Source organism: Bradyrhizobium sp. (assembly GCF_004799445.1).
GTDB lineage: Bacteria > Pseudomonadota > Alphaproteobacteria > Rhizobiales > Xanthobacteraceae > Bradyrhizobium.
Genome location: NZ_SSNA01000187.1, coordinates 1 through 20625, shown reverse-complemented (window position 1 = coordinate 20625; position 20625 = coordinate 1). Strand labels below are relative to the sequence as shown.

At 58.2% G+C, this 20625-nt stretch carries 15 protein-coding genes and 2 pseudogenes; 9 read left to right on the top strand and 8 right to left on the bottom strand.

The window, feature by feature from the left end:
• Positions 1 to 330, top strand: a pseudogene (locus tag E8A46_RS24180) (3'-5' exonuclease); the annotation flags it as partial.
• 98 nt (positions 331 to 428) lie between these two features.
• Here E8A46_RS24180 and E8A46_RS24175 read toward each other — a convergent pair.
• On the bottom strand, positions 429 to 1973 hold the full coding sequence (locus E8A46_RS24175; RefSeq protein ID WP_291566613.1) for a hypothetical protein: 1545 nt from the start codon (positions 1971 to 1973) through the stop codon (positions 429 to 431).
• Between the two features lie 19 nt (positions 1974 to 1992).
• Positions 1993 to 3630, bottom strand: coding sequence for an AAA family ATPase (locus tag E8A46_RS24170; RefSeq protein WP_291566612.1), 1638 nt, complete (start codon positions 3628 to 3630; stop codon positions 1993 to 1995).
• Positions 3631 to 3836: 206 nt separating this feature from the next.
• On the opposite strand from E8A46_RS24170, the gene E8A46_RS24165 reads away from it, so the two are divergent.
• The 6 genes from E8A46_RS24165 to E8A46_RS24140 all read left to right on the top strand — a co-directional run bounded on the left by E8A46_RS24165 (position 3837) and on the right by E8A46_RS24140 (position 14180).
• Positions 3837 to 6023, top strand: coding sequence for an FAD-dependent oxidoreductase (locus E8A46_RS24165; RefSeq protein ID WP_291566610.1), 2187 nt, complete (start codon positions 3837 to 3839; stop codon positions 6021 to 6023).
• Between the two features lie 36 nt (positions 6024 to 6059).
• Entirely contained in the window at positions 6060 to 6893 is an 834-nt protein-coding gene (locus E8A46_RS24160; RefSeq protein ID WP_291566608.1) for a hypothetical protein, read from the top strand.
• 43 nt (positions 6894 to 6936) lie between these two features.
• The gene (locus E8A46_RS24155) at positions 6937 to 7953 is read left to right on the top strand and encodes a polyprenyl synthetase family protein (protein WP_291566606.1); all 1017 of its coding nucleotides are present in this window, start codon (positions 6937 to 6939) and stop codon (positions 7951 to 7953) included.
• Between the two features lie 51 nt (positions 7954 to 8004).
• Positions 8005 to 9096: a saccharopine dehydrogenase NADP-binding domain-containing protein gene (locus tag E8A46_RS24150; protein ID WP_291566604.1), complete on the top strand. Its 1092-nt coding sequence runs from the start codon at positions 8005 to 8007 to the stop codon at positions 9094 to 9096.
• A 62-nt stretch (positions 9097 to 9158) separates the two neighbouring features.
• A complete protein-coding gene (locus E8A46_RS24145; RefSeq protein WP_291566602.1) occupies positions 9159 to 10100 on the top strand; it encodes an acetoacetate decarboxylase family protein in 942 nt (313 codons plus the stop codon).
• Positions 10101 to 10541: 441 nt separating this feature from the next.
• Complete coding sequence (locus E8A46_RS24140) at positions 10542 to 14180, top strand: VCBS repeat-containing protein (RefSeq protein ID WP_291566600.1); 3639 nt, start codon at positions 10542 to 10544, stop codon at positions 14178 to 14180.
• Positions 14181 to 14720: 540 nt separating this feature from the next.
• On the opposite strand, the gene E8A46_RS24135 is transcribed toward E8A46_RS24140, so the two are convergent.
• The 6 genes from E8A46_RS24135 to E8A46_RS24110 form a co-directional block, all read right to left on the bottom strand.
• Positions 14721 to 16127 (bottom strand): carbohydrate porin, encoded by a 1407-nt coding sequence (locus E8A46_RS24135; protein ID WP_291566598.1) that lies wholly within the window; start codon positions 16125 to 16127, stop codon positions 14721 to 14723.
• Positions 16128 to 16450: 323 nt separating this feature from the next.
• On the bottom strand, positions 16451 to 16783 hold the full coding sequence (locus tag E8A46_RS24130; RefSeq protein ID WP_291566596.1) for a GYD domain-containing protein: 333 nt from the start codon (positions 16781 to 16783) through the stop codon (positions 16451 to 16453).
• Between the two features lie 35 nt (positions 16784 to 16818).
• On the bottom strand, positions 16819 to 17322 hold the full coding sequence (locus E8A46_RS24125; protein ID WP_291566594.1) for a hypothetical protein: 504 nt from the start codon (positions 17320 to 17322) through the stop codon (positions 16819 to 16821).
• A gap of 998 nt (positions 17323 to 18320) precedes the next feature.
• Positions 18321 to 18656 carry a low affinity iron permease family protein gene (locus E8A46_RS24120; RefSeq protein WP_291566592.1) on the bottom strand — a complete coding sequence of 112 codons (336 nt, stop codon included), beginning with the start codon at positions 18654 to 18656 and terminating at the stop codon, positions 18321 to 18323.
• Positions 18657 to 18711: 55 nt separating this feature from the next.
• Complete coding sequence (locus E8A46_RS24115) at positions 18712 to 18906, bottom strand: hypothetical protein (RefSeq protein WP_291566590.1); 195 nt, start codon at positions 18904 to 18906, stop codon at positions 18712 to 18714.
• 164 nt (positions 18907 to 19070) lie between these two features.
• Positions 19071 to 19550, bottom strand: coding sequence for a cupin domain-containing protein (locus E8A46_RS24110; RefSeq protein WP_291566588.1), 480 nt, complete (start codon positions 19548 to 19550; stop codon positions 19071 to 19073).
• Positions 19551 to 19881: 331 nt separating this feature from the next.
• On the opposite strand from E8A46_RS24110, the gene E8A46_RS24105 reads away from it, so the two are divergent.
• Entirely contained in the window at positions 19882 to 20055 is a 174-nt protein-coding gene (locus E8A46_RS24105) for a CsbD family protein (protein ID WP_291566586.1), read from the top strand.
• Positions 20056 to 20142: 87 nt separating this feature from the next.
• Positions 20143 to 20625, top strand: a pseudogene (locus E8A46_RS24100) (hypothetical protein); the annotation flags it as partial.

Here is a 20625-nt window from a genome sequence, read left to right as displayed (position 1 = left end):
GACGACTGCCATGCGTTGTTGGAAATTCTGGCGCACACCATTCCTGATGTCGATCGTACCGCATTATCGTTGCTGCTTGAGAACGCCCGCCGAAAGACAATTCGGATTTGGGCCGAACAAGCCCCGTTCGATCTCAAAGACGAACTCAAAAAGCGCGGCTATCGCTGGAGCCCTGGTGATGAGGGCCGTCCCAAAGCTTGGTATATCGACGTCGATGAAGCCAACCGGGACGATGAGATCGCGTATTTGAGGCAATCGATTTATCTTCGGGATGTTGATTTGTTCGCGCAGACGCTGTCAGCGTTCGATCGATTTTCGATCCGAATGTAACAGCAGCTGCGAGGCATTTTCGCATTCGCGTATATGAGGTGTTATGGAATAATAGCGACTTCCAATTGCTTGAGGGGGTGGAACCTACGATCACATAGCTAGGGCAAAGACTTCCCGATGGCCTCGATTTCGTTCATCATGAGAGCCGATTCTTGAGCCGCAGCGGCAAGCTGAGCCTTCCTCAGATGCTGTCGAACGAGATGCGGTTTCTTTTTCAATATGCAAAGCTTGGCAAGGTCGATTTCGATCCAACCTCTGTTTGTGCTAAGCTCATGAATCTGATCGTTTTGCACGGCCTCGCAGAGCAGCTGCCACGCTCGGTGCTTGCCAAAAATCAATACCCACGTAATAGCGCCCAAATTTGACAGGATGAACTTGAAGGATGGCCGCTTTTCTGAGGAAAGCATCCCAAGAAAAAGCTCGGCGAGCGCCACGCGATTCCAAGAAGCCATGGACCGGTCGCCCGTCGCATCACACGCGGCAATTCCGGCTTTCAGCACTCGAATCCCCTCGGCGATGCGGCCGGTCATGGCGAGGGCCGGGCCGGCAGCAAAATCGACCCCGCTTGCCGAGTACAACCAGCCGTCGGCGAGCGCTAATTTCTTTTGCTGTAGTAGTTGCGCCAAGCCCTCCTCGATCCGCCCTTCCAGCAGCAAGCCGATGGCACTGGCTATCATCCCAGTTTTGCGATCGAACGGAGTTGCTGCAGTTTTCCGACACTTCTGCGCGTTTACAATGGCGTCGCCAAAGCGGTGATCCTGAATGTCAATCAGTGCCAAGGTCCAGTAGGCCATGCCGAGCGCGCGATCGTCCTTGCGCTCCCGACCTGCATCGATCAACTTGAGAGCCCAGATGCGCGCTTTATTTGTAAGACCGCGGCAGACATAGTCCCAGGCGATCGACCAATACGCCCAATTGAGAATATAATTGTCTCCGGATCGAATGCAGACATCGAGCATTCGGCTTCCCTCGATCTCCGCCGCCTCCAGCGCGTGACGGCAAAGAATCGTCGAGCAGTACATCAGAGCCGATTGCGCGTAGGCTTGCGCGCGAATATCGTCAAGACGTTGAGCGATGGCGAGCGCCAATTTTGCGCGGACTTCCGCGGCAGCGAAGTCGCAATGATGCGCCAACAGCATGCAGTGAAAATAGAGCGCAAACACTAGTTGTGGCGTATCGCCAAAGGTCTGAAGCCGCGGAATGTACTCTTCGGCGATCTCCCGCAGCCCGAGAAGATCGCCCCGTAGATAGAGGACTTCTAGCAGACTTGCCACGACGGTTGCCATCGCCTGATCGTCCGCGCATTGCGGCACGAGGCTGAGCAAGCTCAGCGCCTTGCGGAAATAGCGCTCCGCCTCCTCCAGTGAATAAATATCGAGGCATTTCCGTCCCGAAAGCGAACAATAGCGGAAGGCCTTGTCATGCTGCGTCGACAACGAATAATGATAAGCTAGCGTCTCCGCGACCTCGTTGATGCGGGTGGCGCCGCGACGTTCGATCGCGTTGGCTACCCTGAGATGAAGTTCAGAGCGCTGCGAACTCAACAGGCTGTCATAAAGTGCATCGCGCACCAGCACGTGTTTGAACTCGAAATCTGCTGTCCCGGCGTTTCGTTGCACCAGGTCGAACCTTTCCATCGACATCAATCGATCTTCGATGTTGCTAAAAGCCAAATCCGACCTCGCTAAGCAATTGAGGATCGAAGCGCCGCCCGATGACTGCGGCTATTTGCAGCAAGTTTCGATCTTCAGGAGACAGCCGATCGACGCGTGCCGTCAGCAGGAGCTCCACACTCGCAGGCAGGCCCGCCGCGACCATGCCGGCATCGTAACCCAGCCCGGATGGCGTCCGACGCACTGTGCCGCGCTCGATCAGATAGCGCGCGATCTCCTCGACGAAGAGCGCATTGCCTTCCGCTTTCTCAACGATCAGTCGCGCCAGTGATTCAGGAAGCTCGTCGACGCCAAAGCGAATTTGCGCGATACGTAATGTTTCAGATGACGACAGCGGAGCCAACCGTAATTGGACCACACCGGGCCGGCCTGCCCAAACTGGAGCATATTCCGGCCGTCGCGTATGCAAGATGATCAGAGGCTCTGCAGGTTCCCGGTCGATAATCAGCAGCAGCAAATCTTCAGACGCGCTATCGATCCAATGCAAATCTTCGAGCAACAGGACTACCGTTGAAAGCCTGCTCTGCTCCTCAATCAATCGTAGCAGGAGGTCCCGTGTACGCGCGCCGATAAGCGTACCGTCTAGCTCAGCCAGGATGCTGCCGGGCGCCTTGAGACCCAAGAGGTTGAGCAAAAGACCGAGATTTTGCAGTGACCAACAACTAAGCCGTTTCAATCCCTCATCAAGCTTACCGACGATTGTGCTCTCCGGCTCCCCGGAGCTCACGGAGAACCAGTTTCGCACCACCTCGATGAAAGGCAGAAATGGCGTTTCTTGCCCGTGGCTAGAGCAACTTCCCCGCAGCATCATGATCCGATCTGCGCTATGTCGCTGTGCGAACTCATATAGCAACCGCGACTTTCCGATGCCGGGATCGCCGACGATATCGACCACACGAACGGAATGGAGGCGCTGAAGCTGCTCTTCCAGAACGGCTAGCTCGCTGGTCCGGCCTATGTAGGAACTCAGCCCCCGCGCTACCGCTGCGTCGAACCGCGTTGCGTGATCGCGAACGGCGACAAGGCGATGAACCGGCTGCAGCTCGGTCTTTCCCTTGAAGCGAAAAACCCCGGCGGATTCGGCGTCGACCATGCCCTCCACCTGCCGGAGCATCGCCTCGCTCATGACTACAGTGCCGGGCGCGGCTTCCCCCTGGAGGCGAGCTGCAAGATTGACGATGTCGCCATGCGCCGTGACACCGGTGCTCTCGCCACTGTCCACCGCCCCCAACACTACAGGTCCGGTGGTGAGGCTAATCCGCAGCTGCGGACGACAACCGAGTTCGGCCTCGATTTTGTCTCCGGCATCGGCAAGCCGTTCCTGGATCTCGAGCGCCGCACGGCAAGCTCGCAGTGGCCCGTCTTCAAGCGCGATAGGCGTACCGAACAGGGCCAGGACGCCATCGCCGGTGAAGTTCTTCACGCTGCCGCCATGGTGATGGATGGCCGCGGTCATCAGACCGGAGACGTGGCTCACCAGCGCAAAGGCTGCCTCTTCACCCGCTTGCTCAACGAACGCGGTGAAACCGACGAGGTCCGTCATCAACACCGTTATGTGGCGGTGCTCGCCTTGATTGAGCGCAGACGCCGCCCCTTGCAGCAGACCGACCTTTGGCGGGGTGGGCATCTCAACTGCTCCTGAAGCAGAGGAATTCGCTCACTATATCGTGCGCTCAATAGTATAAGCGGTAAAGCGCGCCGGCACCACACCCGCCTAACCTTTCGTCCTGGCCAACTGGATTTGCAGGCACCCACCGGGGTCTTTTCTTTGTACTGCAAAAGCATATATCATCATAACAAGGGACGCGGCGTAACCTCGAGTAGCCGCGACGCATGGGGAAGCGGCAGTTGGGAGTCCGAAAGCCCATAGAGGTCGCTATCATCGGGGGCGGCTGCGCATCTATCGCGGCGGCCTTCGAATTGACCCAGCTACGGCACAAGGGCGCTTACCACGTAACAATCTATCAGCTCGGCTGGCGTCTCGGAGGAAAGGGTTCGTCCGGCCGTGGCGTCGCCGGTCGCGTTCAAGAGCACGGACTCCACGTCTGGCTGGGCTGTTATGACAATGCGTTCTTGTTGCTGCGTCAATGTTACGAAGAACTTAAGGAAAATGCGAAATGGCGCGGCCGCAAATGGGATGATTTCTTCCTGCCGGACCCGCACATCGCTGTAGCGGGCATTTCGGCGAACGGCGACTGGGTCAACTGGGCAGCACATTTTCCTCCTGCGCCAGGACTCCCTGGCGACCCTCTGGATACGCATAATCCGTTTGCCCTCAAGCATTACTTCGCGCGCGGTGTCGCACTCCTGCGAACACTCTTGCTCGGCTTGGAAACTTTCCGGGCCTCCGACGCGACAAACCAAAATCTGGATTTAGAGCGGGATCAAAACGATTCTGATGCAATCATCGCGAGAGTAACAAGCCTGTTGCGCCTAGGCGCACTTGCGTCGGCCGCGGTGGCTGTCGAAGCGCTCGCGCTGTTGGAAGCGGCGCTCAAGTCGGTCGCGGCCGTTCCGCAAAACACCGTTCTGAAATTGATGGAGGCGATCGCCGCCGCAGTGCGCAAACAATTTGAGCAACTCGTCGCGAGCGACGATCACGTCAGATATCAATGGGAGATTGTCGACCTCATCCTGGCTAACCTGATCGGTGCAATCCGCTTCGGACTACTCACAGATCCGCGCGGGCTCGACGCCATCAATCATCTCGACCAGCGGGAATGGCTCCGGCTGAACGGAGCGTCTGAGCGCGCGATAGATTCTCCGTTCACACGCGTTCTCTATGATATGGCCCTCGCTTACGAGGGGGGCGACGCTAACCGTCCCGCCGTGGCTGCGGGCGTCGCCTTGCGCGGAACGCTGCGGTTTTTTTTCTGCTATCGCGGCGCGCCGCTGTGGAAGATGCGGGCCGGCATGGGGGATGTCGTGTTCGCGCCCTTCTACGAAGCGTTGCGTCAGCGCGGTGTCACCTTCAAGTTTTTCCATCGGCTTCGGAACGTCAAGCTGGTTGATGCCAGCAGACTTGCGCCCGGCGAGAAGCAATATGTCGAAGCGCTCGAATTCGACGTTCAGGCCGAGACTCGCGGAAAACGCGAATATCGACCGCTAATCAACGTCCGAGGAATGCAATGCTGGCCTGCCGAGCCCGATTTCCGGCAATTGAAGGACGGGCCGCGATTGCAGCGGGAAAATCGGGATTTCGAATCGCACTGGGATCACCAAAGAGCAGCGGCCCTGGAATTGCGGGTGACGCGCGATTTCGATTTCGTCGTGTTGGGCGTAGGCGTCGGCGCGCTGCCTTATGTCTGCGGCGAGATTGTAGCCAGCAACCCGCGCTGGCGTATGATGGTTGACCGGGTCAAGACGGTTGCCACACAGGCGTTTCAGATTTGGCTCGGCGCCGATTTACAGGAACTGGGCTGGGAGATGCCGCCGGTGACGCTGACCAGCTTCGTTAAGCCGTTCGATACCTGGGCCGACATGGGGCACGTCATTCCTGCCGAAGATTGGCACGGCCATCCGCCGCGGACGGCCGCCTATTTTTGCAACGTTCTGGCCGACCCGCCGCACGAGCCGGACGCTTTCGACATCGACTATCCGAGGCGGCGGCGGGAAGAAGTGCGGGTCAACGCCATCGGGTTTCTCAACCGCGACATCCATCATTTATGGCCCAAGGCCAAACGGCGCTCCGGCGAATTTCGCTGGGAATTGCTGGTGAATCCGGAGCCGACGAAAGAAAAAACGGGGCGAACTGCGACACGCTCGCGCTTCAATACCCAGTACTGGACTGCTAACGTCAATCCTTCAGATCGCTACACTCTTTCCCTGCCTGGCAGTCTTGAATATCGAATTTCACCGCTCGACAATACATACGACAACCTGACGATCGCGGGCGATTGGACAGATTGCAGTCTTAACGTAGGATGCGTCGAAGCTGCCACGATGTCGGGAAGGCTGGCGGCGCATGCGATTTCCAGGTGGCCCGCGCTCGAAGATATTATCGGCTATGATCATCCTTGATTAGTTGAACCATGCAACGCCCGGAGGGCACACGTCATGGCGAAAAAAAGCGAAGGCAAGAAAGGCGAACGGTTGCGTCGGGATGACCCGGATCGCGATGCCCCGCACCGAAGCGGAAGCGACCACATCAAGCGCAACGCCGGATCGGGAAGCGGCAAAGGCGGCGGCGCTGGCAACGGTGGCAATGGCGGACCCAACGGCCCGAAGAGCCTGATTTCGGAGAGCGTCCAGCAGGCGATTAGCAACATGGTCCAACTGAGTTCCACAGTCATCGAGGAACAAATCCGCGCCGGTCAGACCGCCGCCGCGCGCCTGCGTGATGGCATGGCCAATTCCCAGCAGCTAAACACTGATGTCAGCATGATGGTCGAAAGCCTAGTCGCCACGACCAAGGACGTTGGGGCCACCTGGCTTGACTTATTATCGATCGTGGTGCGGTCGATAGGCGCGAAATCAGCAGGTCCCGGAGTGCCCGGTGACCGCAAAGGCACCGGTACTACGCAGCCAACAACCAGAACCCAGACCGGCACATCGAGCGGCGCCATCACGATCAGCAATGTCACCCCCGCCGATCCGGCGATCCCGGCTGAACCACCTCAAATCGTCGTGACGGGCAACGGGGTGAAAAACGTAACGCTCGATCTGCGGCCGCCCTCGCCGCGCTTCGTGCCGCTGGTGCGTGAGTTGCTGGCGGGCGATCCGAAACACAGTCTGCCTAAAGTGAAATTCCAGCTAACTGCGGACCGGACCCACCTTGTCCTGACTGTAAATGTTCCTCGCGGGCAGACCGCCGGTACCTATACCGGCGCCATTGTCGATAGCAGCACCAATGAACCCGGAGGAACGGTAAGTGTCACCGTCGGCAGCTAGGGTTCGAAAATCCCGGTCGTCCGCCGCGGCTGATGGCGCAGCGATGACTTCGCTTGTCGCCGACACTCTTGAGGAATACGGCGCGCTCACTCGCGAAGCGCTGGTGAGCTACCTGCCGAACGGTTATCCGACGCGATATCTGTACGACTTGCTGGCCGACTATCCCCAGCGCGCCGGCAAGATGATGCGGCCAAGCATCTGCATTGCAACGGCGCGTGCGTTTGGCGCGAACCCAACGGACGCGGTTCGCTCGGCGGTCGCCATTGAACTGCTGCATAATGCGATGCTTGTCCACGACGACGTTCAGGACGGCAGCGCGTTGCGACGCGGCGGGCCGACGCTCCACATGCTGCATGGGGTGCCGCTTGCGATCAACGCCGGCGATGCCCTGTTTCTTCTGAGCCTTCGGCCGCTGCTCGACAATATGGGCCTGTTTGGCGGTGTGCTCGGTCTGCGTATTCTGCGCGAAATGGAAACCATGGCCTGGCATTCCCTGGAGGGACAGGCGATCGAACTCGGCTGGATACAGGAAAACGTGCTTGAGCTTGGCGATGCCGACTACCTGAACATGGTCCTGAAAAAGACCTGCTGGCTCGCAACGATCCATCCCGCCCGAATTGGAGCGCTGATCGGGAGCCGCGGGGCAGTCGATCTTGAGCCGTTCATTCGCTTTGGCTTCTTTCTCGGAGCCGCCTTTCAGATGCAGGACGACCTGCTGAACCTTGCGCCCGATCTGCGTTACGGGAAGGAAATGAACGGCGATTTATTGGAAGGCAAGCGCAGTCTATTGCTCATTCACGCCTATCGTCATTGCTCGCCCGTTGAGCGCGCCAGATTGACCAGACTGTTTCTCCGGCCACGCGACAAACGCAAAAGGCAAGATGTCGACTGGGCACTGTCCCTGATGGCGGCCTACGGCTCGGCTGAATATGTGCGTCAATTTGCTCACGCCCTTGCCGGCGCCGCCTTGCACGAATTCGCTTCGATATTTGGCGACCTGCCGCCGTCCAGGGACAAGGCATTCATCCATGGCCTGGCGACATGGATATTCCTACGCTGAACGCGCGAACCCGATGCCATCGGTTTCGGATCGACGATTGAGGAGCGATGCGTGCGCCGTCGAATTCTGATTTATGGAGGGACGGGCTATACTGGGCGGCTGATTGCCGAGCATGCCCGAAATCTGCGGCACCCTCCTGTCATTGCCGGCCGGACGGCACATCGCGTACACACGCTCGCCGCGGAGCTGGGTATCCCGGGGCGCGTGGTCGCCGTCGATGAGCCGGAAATACTCGATGATGCGCTGGGCGATGTCTCCGTCCTGATCAACGCAGCAAGCCCGTTTACGCAAACGACCAGGCCCCTGATCGAATCGTGCCTGCGGACACAAACCCACTATCTCGACATTACCGGCGAGCTTCCGGCTTTTCGGGATGCCTTCTGCTACGACGCGGCGGCCCGCAAACGCGGCATCATGATCATGCCGGGTGCCGGATTGGGCATCGTGGCGTCCGACTGCCTGGCGATGCACGTGGCTGCTCGCGTCCCAAATGCGAAATATCTCCGGATAGCATTGTTGCGACCAGAATCATTTTCGCGAGGTACTTTTCGGTCGGCGCTTGGATTGAGCAATTCGCGGGTAACGATTCGTCGAAACGGGCGACTGACTTCCGTTCCTGTCGGCCGCCTGCAACGTTCCTTCGACTTTGGCGAGGGCGAACGGGAAAGCGTTGCTGTGAGCTGGGCTGATGTTTTTACCGCGTACTATTCGACCGGCATCCGCAACATCGAAGCCTATTTCGAAGCCGATCTTGCTTCGCGCGCCCTCTATCAGCTGGGCGCGGGCGTCGCCGACACCCTGCGGTTCGCGCCGGTTCAGCGGTGGCTCAACGCCGCCACTCGCGCATGGCCTGAAGGTCCAACGCCTCGACGACGAGAGACGGAGAAATGTGTCATTGTAGCAGAGGCGGAAGATAGTTGGAGGCGACGCAGCAGCGCCCGTCTTGAAACGCCGGATGGCTACAGCTTCACCGCCGAGTCGGCCGCCGCGATCGCGCAACGGGTCATGCGCGGTGAATTTCTTCCTGGATTCCAAACGCCTGCCAAAGTGTATGGAGCCGATTTCGTGCTCGGGTTCAAAGGCACGCGCCGCGTTGAGCTCGACCGACTGTTCTCGCACAAGCAGGCCATTCATGTTGTCTAGGAGGCACGTCATCCGGCATTTCGACACGGCTGTTTTACATCGCGCATGAGAGGACAATTGTTATGGTCGCATATATCCCACGGGTCGATGACCCCGAGATTCCGCCGCCTTACAATTTCCCGGGCATCACAATCATGAGTTTTCGACTGCCCGCAGCCTTGGCAAACCTGCAGACTCTTTGCGACCAGCTGCTCAACATCGGAACATTGGCCGACCGCGGCTTCGAATACAGAGCTTTCACCGACTTCGTCGACATGGAGATCGTGACCTATCCCAGAATGCTGTTCGCTCAGACGCCCTACTCCAATCGGGGCTATGCCAGCCAGCAAGAGCTCTATTTTCGCTTCTTCGCTTGGAAATTCGTCTCGGTATCCGGCATCCTGATTCCTGAACCGGTACCCGACTTGTGCATGCCGTTCATGTTCGTTGACAATTCATGGTCTATGATAAGCGGCCGCAACGTGCTCGGCTTTCCAAAAGTGATGGCGCAATTCTCACCTACGCCGGTTCTCAATGCCAACCCGTTGCAGATCTCCGCATCTGCCCTGGTCTTGAAAAACTTCTCGCCGGCGACGATGCTGGACTGGCAACCGGTCGTGAAGATCAACCCCAGCGCCGGACCGGCGCCTATTCCTGACGGTTTCTGGCCGTGGATAGGGCTTGGGGCCCAAATCGCCGACCCGTTTCTCAATTGGCTCCTGCAGGAGGTGCTTGCGAACCTCCCGATTGCTTTCTCAACTCTTCAGCTCAAGCAATTTCGTGACGCGTCGAGCCCAACTGACGCTTGCTATCAGGCCGTAGTCGCGACGCCGTTTACGCCTTCGAACATAGGCGTGCCGACGCCTTTGCCGCCTGTGACGATCACGGTCGAAAAATATGATAGCCTCGATATACCCGGCAGTTTGGGATTTCCGGCCGGCGTGCCGTTGCAGCCGGTGCTGCAATACGCCGTGACTTTGGATATGAGCATGCGCAACGCGACCAATCTTTTCGTCAACAGCTAGCGATGATCCTCGTGCGATTGCACAATATCTGATGCCTGCCTATCCAAAATAGGGATGGATCAACGCACCTCTAATCCGGGCTGGCCATCACAGGCAATTGAACTCGCAGCGTGACCGGGGACCCGAAGACCCGCTTACCCGCGGGACCGGAGAATTCTCGTTCGCCGATCAGATGTTATGGAAAATGGTCTCAATCGAACTGCGCGTTGTCGGCTTTAGCGCCTTACATGACGCGCGGATCTTCACACTTCCGAAATGTACTCGATTGCAGACGCTGCAGCTTGGCTGAAGTAACCAAGCACGCACGTGCCGGTTCCCGACGCAGCAACAGCGACGTGTGAACCATCTTACACTCGGAAGCTTTTTCCTCCGATACAGTGCGCCTGAAAAATCACGGCCGATTGTTTTGCAGTTGTACTCATCCGCACAGGGAGGAACAACATGGACATCATCGACGTCAGCCCCACCCGGCTTAACACCAACGCCAGTGACATTGGCCACTCCGTAACCGGCCGCATGCTCTCCATCGCCTGTTCTCCGGACGGTAAGGAGCTCTACGCAGGATCGTACTCCAACATCTGGACCTCCCAGGACGGCGGGCAGAAATGGGAGCAACTGACTTGGCCCCAGCCGGACCCGAGCCAGTTCGACGTCCCTGGGGCTTTGGGAGGCTGGAGCGTCGTCGACATTGCGGTCGCCCTGGGCTGGCGGGTTGAAAAGCATCCCCGCTCTCTCGCTAGGCTCACTCACAGTGGATTCGCGGACGTCGTGGGCTTCGGCGAGTGCGGAATGTGGGTAGCGCTCGGCAACGGCGACGGCACCTTCAAAAATCCACACGTCGTCAATTCTGAATTTGGCCTGGAAGCTGGAGGCTGGGAAGTGGACAAGCATCCCAGATTTCTGGTTGACCTGAACAAGGATGGCCTCGCCGACGTCGTGGGATTCGGCTTTGACGGTGTCTGGACGGCAATCGGGAAAGGCGATGGAACCTTTCACGACCCGGTCTTCGCCCTCAACAACCTCGGTTACAACCAAAGTTGGCGAATAGACAAACATCCCAGGTTCGCCATGGACATTAATGGCGACGGGTTCGCGGACGTCATTGGCTTCGGCGATGAATTCGTATGGACGGCGATCGGCGACGGCCTTGGCGGATTTCAAGAAGCACGCCCCGTTCACAACAACTTTTGCTTCAACCAAGGCTGGCGTGTGGAAAAGCATCCTCGATTTGTCGCCGATCTGGACAAGGATGGTCTCGTCGACATCGTCGCTTTTGGCGACGCAGGCGTATGGACCGCTTTTCAAAACCCGGATGGCACGTTTCGCGAATCCAACCCGGAACCTGTACTGGCCAACTTCGGCGTGCAACAGGGATGGCATGTAGACAAGCATCCCCGCTTTGTCGTCGATCTCGACAACGACGGGTTTCCCGACATCATCGGCTTCGGAGACGACGGCGTATGGACGGCCATCAACGATCGCTTTGGCGGCTTCGGAGTGCCGCAATTCACTCCCGGCCTATTCGGATACAACCAAGGCTGGCGCGTCAACCAACATCCCAGGCTGGTGATCGATCTCAACGGCGATGGCATCGCCGACCTCATCGGGTTCGGGGATGCAGGGATCTGGACCGCCATCGGCAAAGGAGATGGCACTTTCCTCGATGCGCAATTCGTCCATGCCAATCTTGGTGTTCAACAGGGATGGCGTGTGGATCGTCATCCGCGATACGCCGCAAATCTCGGCCATGGCAAAGTCGGTGTCGTTGGATTCGGTGACGCCGGGGTGTGGAGTGCGCTCGGCGATGGCCACGGCGGATTTCCCGCCTCAAATTTTGTGTTGTCCAACCTCGGTTATGGAACCATCGTTCTTGCACTTACCGCCAATGATCTCGCCAAAGGCAGCCGCGGCTTGTGGCGCTCCACGGATTGGGGCACCAACTGGACACAGGTGCACCAATTCACCACGCCCATCAACCTGGGAGAGTTGCAGTGGGCCCAGGGAAGCGACCACCTTGTTTACGCGGCCGGCGGATCATCGCTCGCGATCAGCGCGGATGCGGGAGCAACCTTCAAGGATGTGTTTCCCTGGGGCAGGGGCCCGGCTACATCTGTCAACCACGTTGCCGTATTGCAGAACGAGCCTGCCGATGCCTTCCCGGCGATCATCTACGCCTTGGGCGATAGCACGATGTTCGTGTCATTTGATGGCGGTGTCCACTGGATTCGCGACAAAGGACCCTTGCCCCAAAACATCGGCGGAGTGACGAGCCAGGCCGCCAACTCCAACTCGGCACATGTTATGGTGATCTCACCGCGCTGCCCGCTTCAGATTTGTGTGGCTCAAAACGGCAGTAGTGGCGCTGCCGCAATTTACCGGGGAGACTACACTCGCTTCCCAGGTACGCAGAAATCGAGCTGGGCCCCTGTTACCCTTCCGGCCTACCTGACCCTCGACCCGACGACAAACCAGGTGCAGGACTCCGGCAACGTGTTTCTCGCCACGACCCGAAGAGGGTGTGGGGACATGTTGTTTTATGGCGCGCAACGGCTTTCGTTTGCCGGCGACTTCTCGCGATCGGCTGCCTGGGTAGGTCCGCTAGAACCCGAAGCGCCTTCCGATTGGCAGCGCCTGGACTCCGGTCACGCAGACCTCCATGGCTTTCTTCTCTCGCCCGATTTTAAGGCGCAAATGGAAGGCGGTAACTACCAGCCGGACATCGGAACTCTATGGATGTTGGGCGATGGCGGAATCTATCGCAGCACCAATGGAGGCTGGAACTTCAGGCCGGCCGATAACGCCACCACTCTGTCGTGCATGAGCGTTGCCGGCGTGGCCATTGCAGGAGCGGGAGTGGCGCTGTCGCTGAACACTGGCGACAACGATGGCTTCTACTCCATGAATGGCGGCCAGAACTGGTCGTACCAGCAGTATGGTGGAGGAGACAACGACTGTGCTTTCGCCGATCCCCTGCGGCCCCATGCCATCATGGTATTCACCCCTCGCTGGGACACCGCTGGCAATCTCGCAGATCACACAAGAGAAGGGCAGACGGTATCGGTATATCAGACGCAACCGGGTAATCTTCCCGACGCCAGCGCAAGCGGGCATGACCGCAAGGCAGTCACCGGGCCACCAACATTGGCGGATGACGAACCCTCGCGCGACATCTGGAACGCAGGGAGTTTCTACGCCCAGCGGGGTTCGCGCCCCCTTGTTTTGGGGTTAGCGGGCGAGATTGCGCCGTCTCAGGGCGATTATATTTTCATTCTGAATCCGGGCGTCGCTCCCAACTCCAATAACGCCCCGGTGTTGGTGCGCACGCAAAACATTTTCGACATCAAGCATCGCGTCGAGTGGGTCACCACTGCCAGCGGCCCCGGCCAGGGCGCGAACGTCTTCCTACAAGGCCCGCCGCTGCCTGAGGCCAATCTGGGTGTCGTGCAGGCCGCGGGTGGGCACGCAAACACGGTGTTCTTCGCGGGCGGCGCCGACCCCAAGGGCCAGGGTGGCCCTTCAAACACCAATCTCTGGACATGGACAGCGGGCGCAGCAGAGTGGACAAAAATCGTGCCCGCGCCCCCCATCCAGGGCCAATCGGTCGGCGCACAGGCTGCCATCAGGTTCTTTGTAAGCCCCTATCAACCGCAGGTGATCTATATTCTGGACAGCGATCATGTGAAGCGGTCGGACGACGGAGGCCGCACATGGAACGTGGACCAGAATCTGGAGACCCAGCTAATCTGGGGGAACAACCCGATCCAGATCCCGATCTCGACCGATGACGATCCCACCGGCCCCGCGGGCATCGGCATCGGCGAACATTTCGACCTGATTCTGAATGACATGAAGTTCGATCCCAATTTCTTCGCGGCTCGATTTGCCGTCGGCAGGGGCGGAGCGTTCATGACGATAGATGGCGTTAACTGGACGCGTCTGCTGCACACGGCAGCCCTACCGGGTCGGCCCTCAAGCTGTTATCTAGATTCTTTCTCTGAGGCCACCGCGACCCTCTACGTCGCGTTCGCAGGTCGAAGCCTGGTGAAGATTCCGGATCTGTTGCTCACGATCATTGAGTAATTTGCTGGCGCGCGACGGCGAGGGGCCCGAGAAGACGCTGACTTCACCGTCGGGCACGGGCTCGTTTGCGTTCGTCCCGGCGGCGGACATCGAAAGCGCCGATCAGATGTTATGGAACGGCGATGTCTGCTTGGCCCTCGACAGCGGACATTCAGCCCGACGGTCGTTAGGTCCGCTTTGTGCCAAACGCGGACTTGGCATCCGGAGCGTCGGAAGGCTAATGCCTGCGGCCCCTGACTTCGCGCGCTGAACCATTTTCGAGCCGAAAATATTTGATTGCGAACTTGCCGTCCCTATTCTGGAACGGCCACCGCAGCTCAAGCGCGTTAGCTGCTGGTTGAAGGCGGGTCGGCTTCGACCCGCACTATCTTGCATTCGGCACGCAATTCGGGCACTGGAATTTAGTCGTCGCCTGTTCCATGAAGGCAATGATACCCGAACAAACCGACCGCATCAGCCATCCCCTCACGTTCGAAAAAATGCCGTGGAGGGATGTCTAGGCGGTGTGGAAAATAGTCGTGAGTCCGGTACGGCAGATGTTTAGTATTTGAGGGTAGTTGTCACGCCAAATACCGCGGCATCGCCTATCCGGGAAAGCCCGCTCGGATCGTTCGGATTGGGAATGCCGCCAGACGGGCGAAACACATACTGGAAATATGGTGCCAGCAGCCAGCCCGACTTGATGTGCGCTTCATAGATCAGTTCAAGCAGGGTTTCATTACTCCGCACCGGGCTCGGCAGGCCGCTGAAGAACTGGGTATCGCGATCGAGATTTCTACTCGCGTCGGATATCCGCATGTAGGCCACCGCCATCCCGAACCGGTCGAGCGAGCGGCCGGGGACGAGGCCTACAAAGCCGATGCCACCATCAATATAAAGGTCGATCAGATTTCGATCTGGCGGGCTGTAGGCGATCCGGGCGAACGCCGTCACGCCGGGAACGGATGCCGACACGCCCTTCTCGGTCACCGATGACGGCCGATAGAGCGTCTGTTCCACAACCGCAAAGATTCCGAAATTGCCGCGAAGCTTAGCCGCGATGCCAGTTCCGCTCGGGTCGGCGATCGACAAGTCCTGCGCGGTAAAGCGCCGATCGTCGAACTCCCCGAAATGACGCCAGCCTCCCGGCGTAAAATTGCCGGGGAGCGGGCCGCCCCCGACGTCGATATTATAGTCCCATTGAACCTGCCCAATGATCCAAGGCGGATCGTTAACCCGGAACGCCAAGCCGTGGTTGTCGCGAAGCTGCGGGTCTCCGGGCCCCGGCCGCGCAGCGTTGCCGTTGAATACCGCGCCGAAGGCGGTGATCTGATCCGAGAGTGCGGCCTTCACGCGGATGCCGGGCACAGCGATCGGCGGCGCCGGACCGCCGGCCGGCAGGTTGGTAGCCATGATGGCCGGCCAACCGAACGTCCCGTTGATGAACAAATCGTCCGTCTGGCTGTCGAAAAACTCCACGTCGGCCGCTTGTTGGCCGACCCGAATGTTGAGAGCATTGTTATAGAAACTTTGCTCGAAATAGGCGTTGTAGAGCCGCGCCCCGGGTAGTGCTTCGATCTCGCTGATGGTAGCGAGGTTGTGGACGTAGTTACGCGTCAGCCCACGGCCGTAGAGGTCGTAGGTGTTGGCGAAGAATCTGCCGCCGGTCCAGCCGAACAGTTTGTCAAGATCGGCATCGACCGAGAAATCGAAGCGGCCAAAATGGATGGCACCGCGTCCCGTTCCTCCAGAGACGTTGGTGATGTTGTCGCCGACATAGGTTGCACCGAGTGCCAGGCCCCTGGCGGCCAGGGCGTCATGCCACTCATTGAACCATTTCGGCGCAAGCCATTCGGCGGCGCTTTCGTCTTTGGTACCGGCGTGGGCGGCGTTGAGCGCAATGCCCGCTACGAGCGCTAGTGCTGCCGCCGTTCCGAAGAGAACATTTAAAAAGTCTCGCCGCCTCATGTCCGTCCCACCGACTAGGAGACAACATCGTAAGGGCTTGCCAGCACAATGGAAGAGGACGTCGATGTCCGGTCTGGGTCAATCGCGTCACTTTAACCGCGCGCCGCTCACTTCCGGTCTTCCCTAATTAGCAGACATTCTCAGGGTCATTCGGCATGTCTCAAACGTGCCATAAAGAGACATCGCACCTTCTAAATGAAAGATACCTCCGATTGATGCGGCCAATCAATAACCGGGTTATCCGGATGCCCCGCATCCAAACCGACGAACCAGCGCCGAAAGGCCGACCGGACCGGATGCGGGTGATCGAAGCCCGACGATTTCTATCGGGCGGGTTTATAACCTTTGACGACGGACTCCGACTTCTTCAGGGCCGCCACAAGTTCCGCCCCGGTCATCAATGCAGTGGTATGGCTGGACTTGATTGCGCCACCCGCCGCAATCGCTACGGCGATGGCAGCCATGCTCTCGATGTTCGGCACGTCGGCGATCAGAATAACGTCATAATCGCCTAAGCAGTACCAACCACCGATCATTTTGCCTCCGACGGCCTCAGTCACCTGCCGTCCAACGGATTCAACGCGGTCTTGCGGATTCTTCATTTGCGCTGACCATGATTCTGCAGTGTAGGCTGCCTGATACATATAGAGCGGCATGTTCGAACTCCCTTAGCAGAGATTATCATGACCTTTCACCGGAAGAAGAGCGCGAGCTTCGCCGTTTTCACGGCACGGGCTAACTTTGTTCGCGCGATGATGCCGGCGGCGATCTGCATGGTAGCGCCGATTGCCCAACTCAGACAGATGATGCCAGCCGTGCTGGCTTCCACGGTTTCATCCAGAACGATACTGGAGATGGACACCACCGCCGCCACCGCGGTGAGGAAAATGCCGGCCGCAGTTAGCAGCTCCAACATATCCGCACTGGTGCCCAGCCCGCGCCGTGGCGGCAGGTGCATGTGGTGATCGGGAGGAGCCTGGGGCAGATCGATCCCGAGATAGAAGCCGGCGGCCCCGTAAAGCATCATGGCGAGCATGGCTTCAACCGAACCAACCGGGTCGATGCGGGCACTTACCTCGGCAACGAACAGCCCACAGGCGGCCCCGGTCAAAGCGAGTCCGATCCGTGCGATGACGTGGGCCGACCTGCTGAGGGTCGAGCGGGCATGCCATGGGACGCTGCGTTTGATGATCATTTGATACTCTCCTGTCCGTTACCTTCTCGCATGCGCAGGGGCCGTGGGCATGTCTCAAACGTGCCAAACTCAGAGATCAATGCTGGCAGTGCTTCATTGCGTCCGCTTCAACGGCGACGCAGTCCACTTTCCCTTCAACGTTTCTTTTTCGGCCAGTAGGAGCGCACGGCCGTGAAAGCTCGAAGTCGAGCTGGCCTAAAACCCGAGCAGCGCCAGACCAATCCAACTAATCGCAAAAAGCGATCCTGCCGACGCAGCGACTGTTATAAAGGAGATCGAAGCCTTGATAATCTGAGCGCTCATAGTCGGACGCCGGTTACAAAGAGCTGCCAGCGCCATTTCGCGGGCAGTTAGGTTAGGGACTGGGCATTCTATTCCCGGACCGATGTACGTCGCGGCGCAGGGCAAAAGGTTCAATTGGTCCAGCTAAAATAAAAAAGCAAAGCCACCGAGTGAGCATGTTCGCCAGACGGCTTTGCCTAGGCAGTCCGGGAGGGGAAATGTCCGGTGAGGCATTACTAGCAACGCCCGCGCGCCCCTTATATGAACCATCTCACAGACCCCCAAAAAAGACCGCCCGAAGTCGCTCTCTTTTTGCTCAGATAACACGGTAACTGACGACCAACAGGCGGCTCCGGTTCATTCGGGGCCGCCATTTTTTGGATTTAGGGCTTATAGCCGCTGTGACCGCTCGGACTGATGCTTGACCCACGCCGTCAGGTCACAAGGTTCGGAGAATTGCTGCCGATATCCGAAATGGGTCAAAGTCAGAAGTCGGCGGTCGCAATCGTGAGGTCCGGTTGACCCCCGAAAGCAGACTCAACTCGGACACCGCGGCATGTCTCAAAAGTGCCACAACCGGACTCATGCACTGCAACAACAGCGGCCCTATTCGATCACCTTGTCGGCGCGAGGCCGCTGGCCAGTGCAATACCGCCAGCGGCTCCATCTCTTGGAAGTGGGGTTAGGCATTGGTGTTTGTGATATGCAATTGGGAATTATGGTGCCGTTGTCTTCCGAACCTCGGTATCCCGATGTTTTTTAATGTCTTCGGGTTCTTGTTCGTCTAAACGAGTAAGTTCTGTTCGCGCGTCCTTATCGACCCGCAGAAGTTCATCCAGCTTTGCATGAAGAGCTAGGGTGTCTCGCCGATTCGACCGCTGAATAAACAATGTCATCATCCACACACCCAAGGTCGCAACGGCGTTCCAATCAAAGGTCACCGCGTCAAAGATTAGCCACAGCAATGCGTACAGAAGTACCACCCCGAAAGCAGCCGGATGTCCGGTCGCCTGACCAATCGTCGTGGTCCAGTGCTTCTTTGGTACTTTCATATCCTAGCAATCGTTTCAAATGAAAAGGCCCGGAATGAACCGGGCCTTCTTGTAACTATTTCTGCTGTTGGCTTTTTGAATGGGCCTGATCAGTCTGCTGGTTCGCAGTCTGCGAATGCTGTTTTGCACTGGCGGCATGTTCCTTACCTTTGGCATGGTCACCCTTGCCATGATGTTCAGCGGCGGAACGATGTGCCTTGGCTGCGTTATCATGATGCTCGGCAGCCTTGTTATGTTCGTCTTTTGCCATGTTAAGGCTCTTTGGTTGTTAGCCTCCCAGTCGCCACCAAACCGCTAACACCAAAATTGTTCCCGCGATGTGCAGCGCAAAATCCGCAATTGTTTTCACTGGGGACGCGAGGTTCCGGCTACAGTTGAGTTTCCGCACATTACGACGGAGCCAAACATGACCGGTCACCCGTGTTTATCGGGCGCATGTTTTGGTTGCACTGACCAAGCCGCAGGCTCGTCGTCTTTGTCGGCTTCGGCTGCAGCCGCCGTTGCCTGCACCTTGCCGGGCGTGTGGTGGGCGGGCGAGTAGATTGCATAGACCTGCATTGGTGTTGCCCCGATATTAGTGATGTTGTGCCAGGTCCCGGCCGGAACGAGAACGCACCAACCGTTTGAAACATTTTTTTCAAAAGTCAGCTTGTCCTTCGCGGGTCCCATCTGCACCCGGCCGCTGCCAGCATCGAGGCGCAGGAACTGATCGGTTTCCGGATGCGCTTCAAGGCCAATGTCGCCGCCGACGGGGATCGACATCAATGTCACTTGCAGATAGCGCCCACTCCAGGCGACCGAACGATAATTTGTATTTTCCTTCGTCGCGCGTTCAATGTCGAACGATTGCGGCTGCGGCCCAATGTCTTCAATTGTGTCAGCAGTGATGTCCATGACTGATCCCCGAAGATGGCGGTGAGTACACTGGCACGCATCAGGTGGGACATTGACAAGCTAACTAGATGGGAACGGTTCCATTCCCCAAGGTCGTTTCGCCAAATTGGTCGCTCGCGGGATATGAGGACGCCAACAACGCCGAGCGGCTCACCGCGATCCGGCGACGCGCTGGATTATCGGCGGCCAGTTCGGGAGTCATCTAAAGAATATTGGTTGATCTAGATCAAGACGGATACTGGTGCGCGACGCAATGGTGCGAAGGACGGGAGCCAGACTAAACCATTGCCCACCTCTCCCGCTCAGGGCTTTGCTATTGGAGGACGGAATCATGGACAAGGACCGGGTCGTTGGATCGGCGAAGCAAGTCAAAGGCGCAGTGAAGCAGGCGGTCGGCAAGGCGGTCGGTGACACCAAGCTGGAGACGGAGGGCAACGCCGACAAAATAAAGGGCAAGGTTCAGAACGCCATCGGCGGCGTCAAAGACACGCTCAAAGGAAAATAGGCATTGAGAGTGGGAACGTTTTCTTCTCACTAGCATTGTGATCCCGTCCTTAGCCAAAGCGAAGGGATAGTCATCCAGGGGGCATTGATGGTTTTTGAATCGGTTGAAATTTCTACCCCTGTCGCGGAAAGCCCAGCGATATCGTGGGCCGCGATTGCAGCGGGTGCCGTTGCTGCTGCAGCTCTGACCCTTGTCCTCCTTGCGTTCGGTGTCGGCATGGGCTTCTCGGTCGTATCCCCCTGGGGCAATTCGGGCGTATCGGCCACCACATTCGAAATTGGCACCGGTCTTTATCTGATTGTTGTCGCTATGCTTGCCTCTACCATAGGAGGCTACATCGCGGGGCGGCTGCGTACGAGATGGGTCGGCGTACATACCCACGAAGTCTTTTTTCGCGACACCGCTCATGGCTTTTTGGCATGGGCATTCGCCACGGTACTCAGCGCTGCCTTTTTGACTGCGGCGGCCAGCAACATTGTTGGTGGCGCATCATCGGGACTTGCACCCGCAGCCAGTGTGTCGACAAGCCAATCAGCGGGATCCGGCGGTCCGGTGGATTATTATGTGGAT

What these genes read in the sequence shown, in the direction of transcription:
- E8A46_RS24175 (WP_291566613.1), bottom strand. Translation starts at nt 1,973, where the DNA reads ATGTCGATGGAAAGGTTCGACCTGGTGCAACGAAACGCCGGGACAGCA.
- E8A46_RS24125 (WP_291566594.1), bottom strand. Translation starts at nt 17,322, where the DNA reads ATGATCATCAAACGCAGCGTCCCATGGCATGCCCGCTCGACCCTCAGC.
- E8A46_RS24140 (WP_291566600.1), top strand. Translation starts at nt 10,542, where the DNA reads ATGGACATCATCGACGTCAGCCCCACCCGGCTTAACACCAACGCCAGT.
- E8A46_RS24105 (WP_291566586.1), top strand. Translation starts at nt 19,882, where the DNA reads ATGGACAAGGACCGGGTCGTTGGATCGGCGAAGCAAGTCAAAGGCGCA.
- E8A46_RS24110 (WP_291566588.1), bottom strand. Translation starts at nt 19,550, where the DNA reads ATGGACATCACTGCTGACACAATTGAAGACATTGGGCCGCAGCCGCAA.
- E8A46_RS24120 (WP_291566592.1), bottom strand. Translation starts at nt 18,656, where the DNA reads ATGAAAGTACCAAAGAAGCACTGGACCACGACGATTGGTCAGGCGACC.
- E8A46_RS24130 (WP_291566596.1), bottom strand. Translation starts at nt 16,783, where the DNA reads ATGCCGCTCTATATGTATCAGGCAGCCTACACTGCAGAATCATGGTCA.
- E8A46_RS24145 (WP_291566602.1), top strand. Translation starts at nt 9,159, where the DNA reads ATGGTCGCATATATCCCACGGGTCGATGACCCCGAGATTCCGCCGCCT.
- E8A46_RS24135 (WP_291566598.1), bottom strand. Translation starts at nt 16,127, where the DNA reads ATGAGGCGGCGAGACTTTTTAAATGTTCTCTTCGGAACGGCGGCAGCA.
- E8A46_RS24165 (WP_291566610.1), top strand. Translation starts at nt 3,837, where the DNA reads ATGGGGAAGCGGCAGTTGGGAGTCCGAAAGCCCATAGAGGTCGCTATC.
- E8A46_RS24160 (WP_291566608.1), top strand. Translation starts at nt 6,060, where the DNA reads ATGGCGAAAAAAAGCGAAGGCAAGAAAGGCGAACGGTTGCGTCGGGAT.
- E8A46_RS24115 (WP_291566590.1), bottom strand. Translation starts at nt 18,906, where the DNA reads ATGGCAAAAGACGAACATAACAAGGCTGCCGAGCATCATGATAACGCA.
- E8A46_RS24170 (WP_291566612.1), bottom strand. Translation starts at nt 3,630, where the DNA reads ATGCCCACCCCGCCAAAGGTCGGTCTGCTGCAAGGGGCGGCGTCTGCG.
- E8A46_RS24155 (WP_291566606.1), top strand. Translation starts at nt 6,937, where the DNA reads ATGACTTCGCTTGTCGCCGACACTCTTGAGGAATACGGCGCGCTCACT.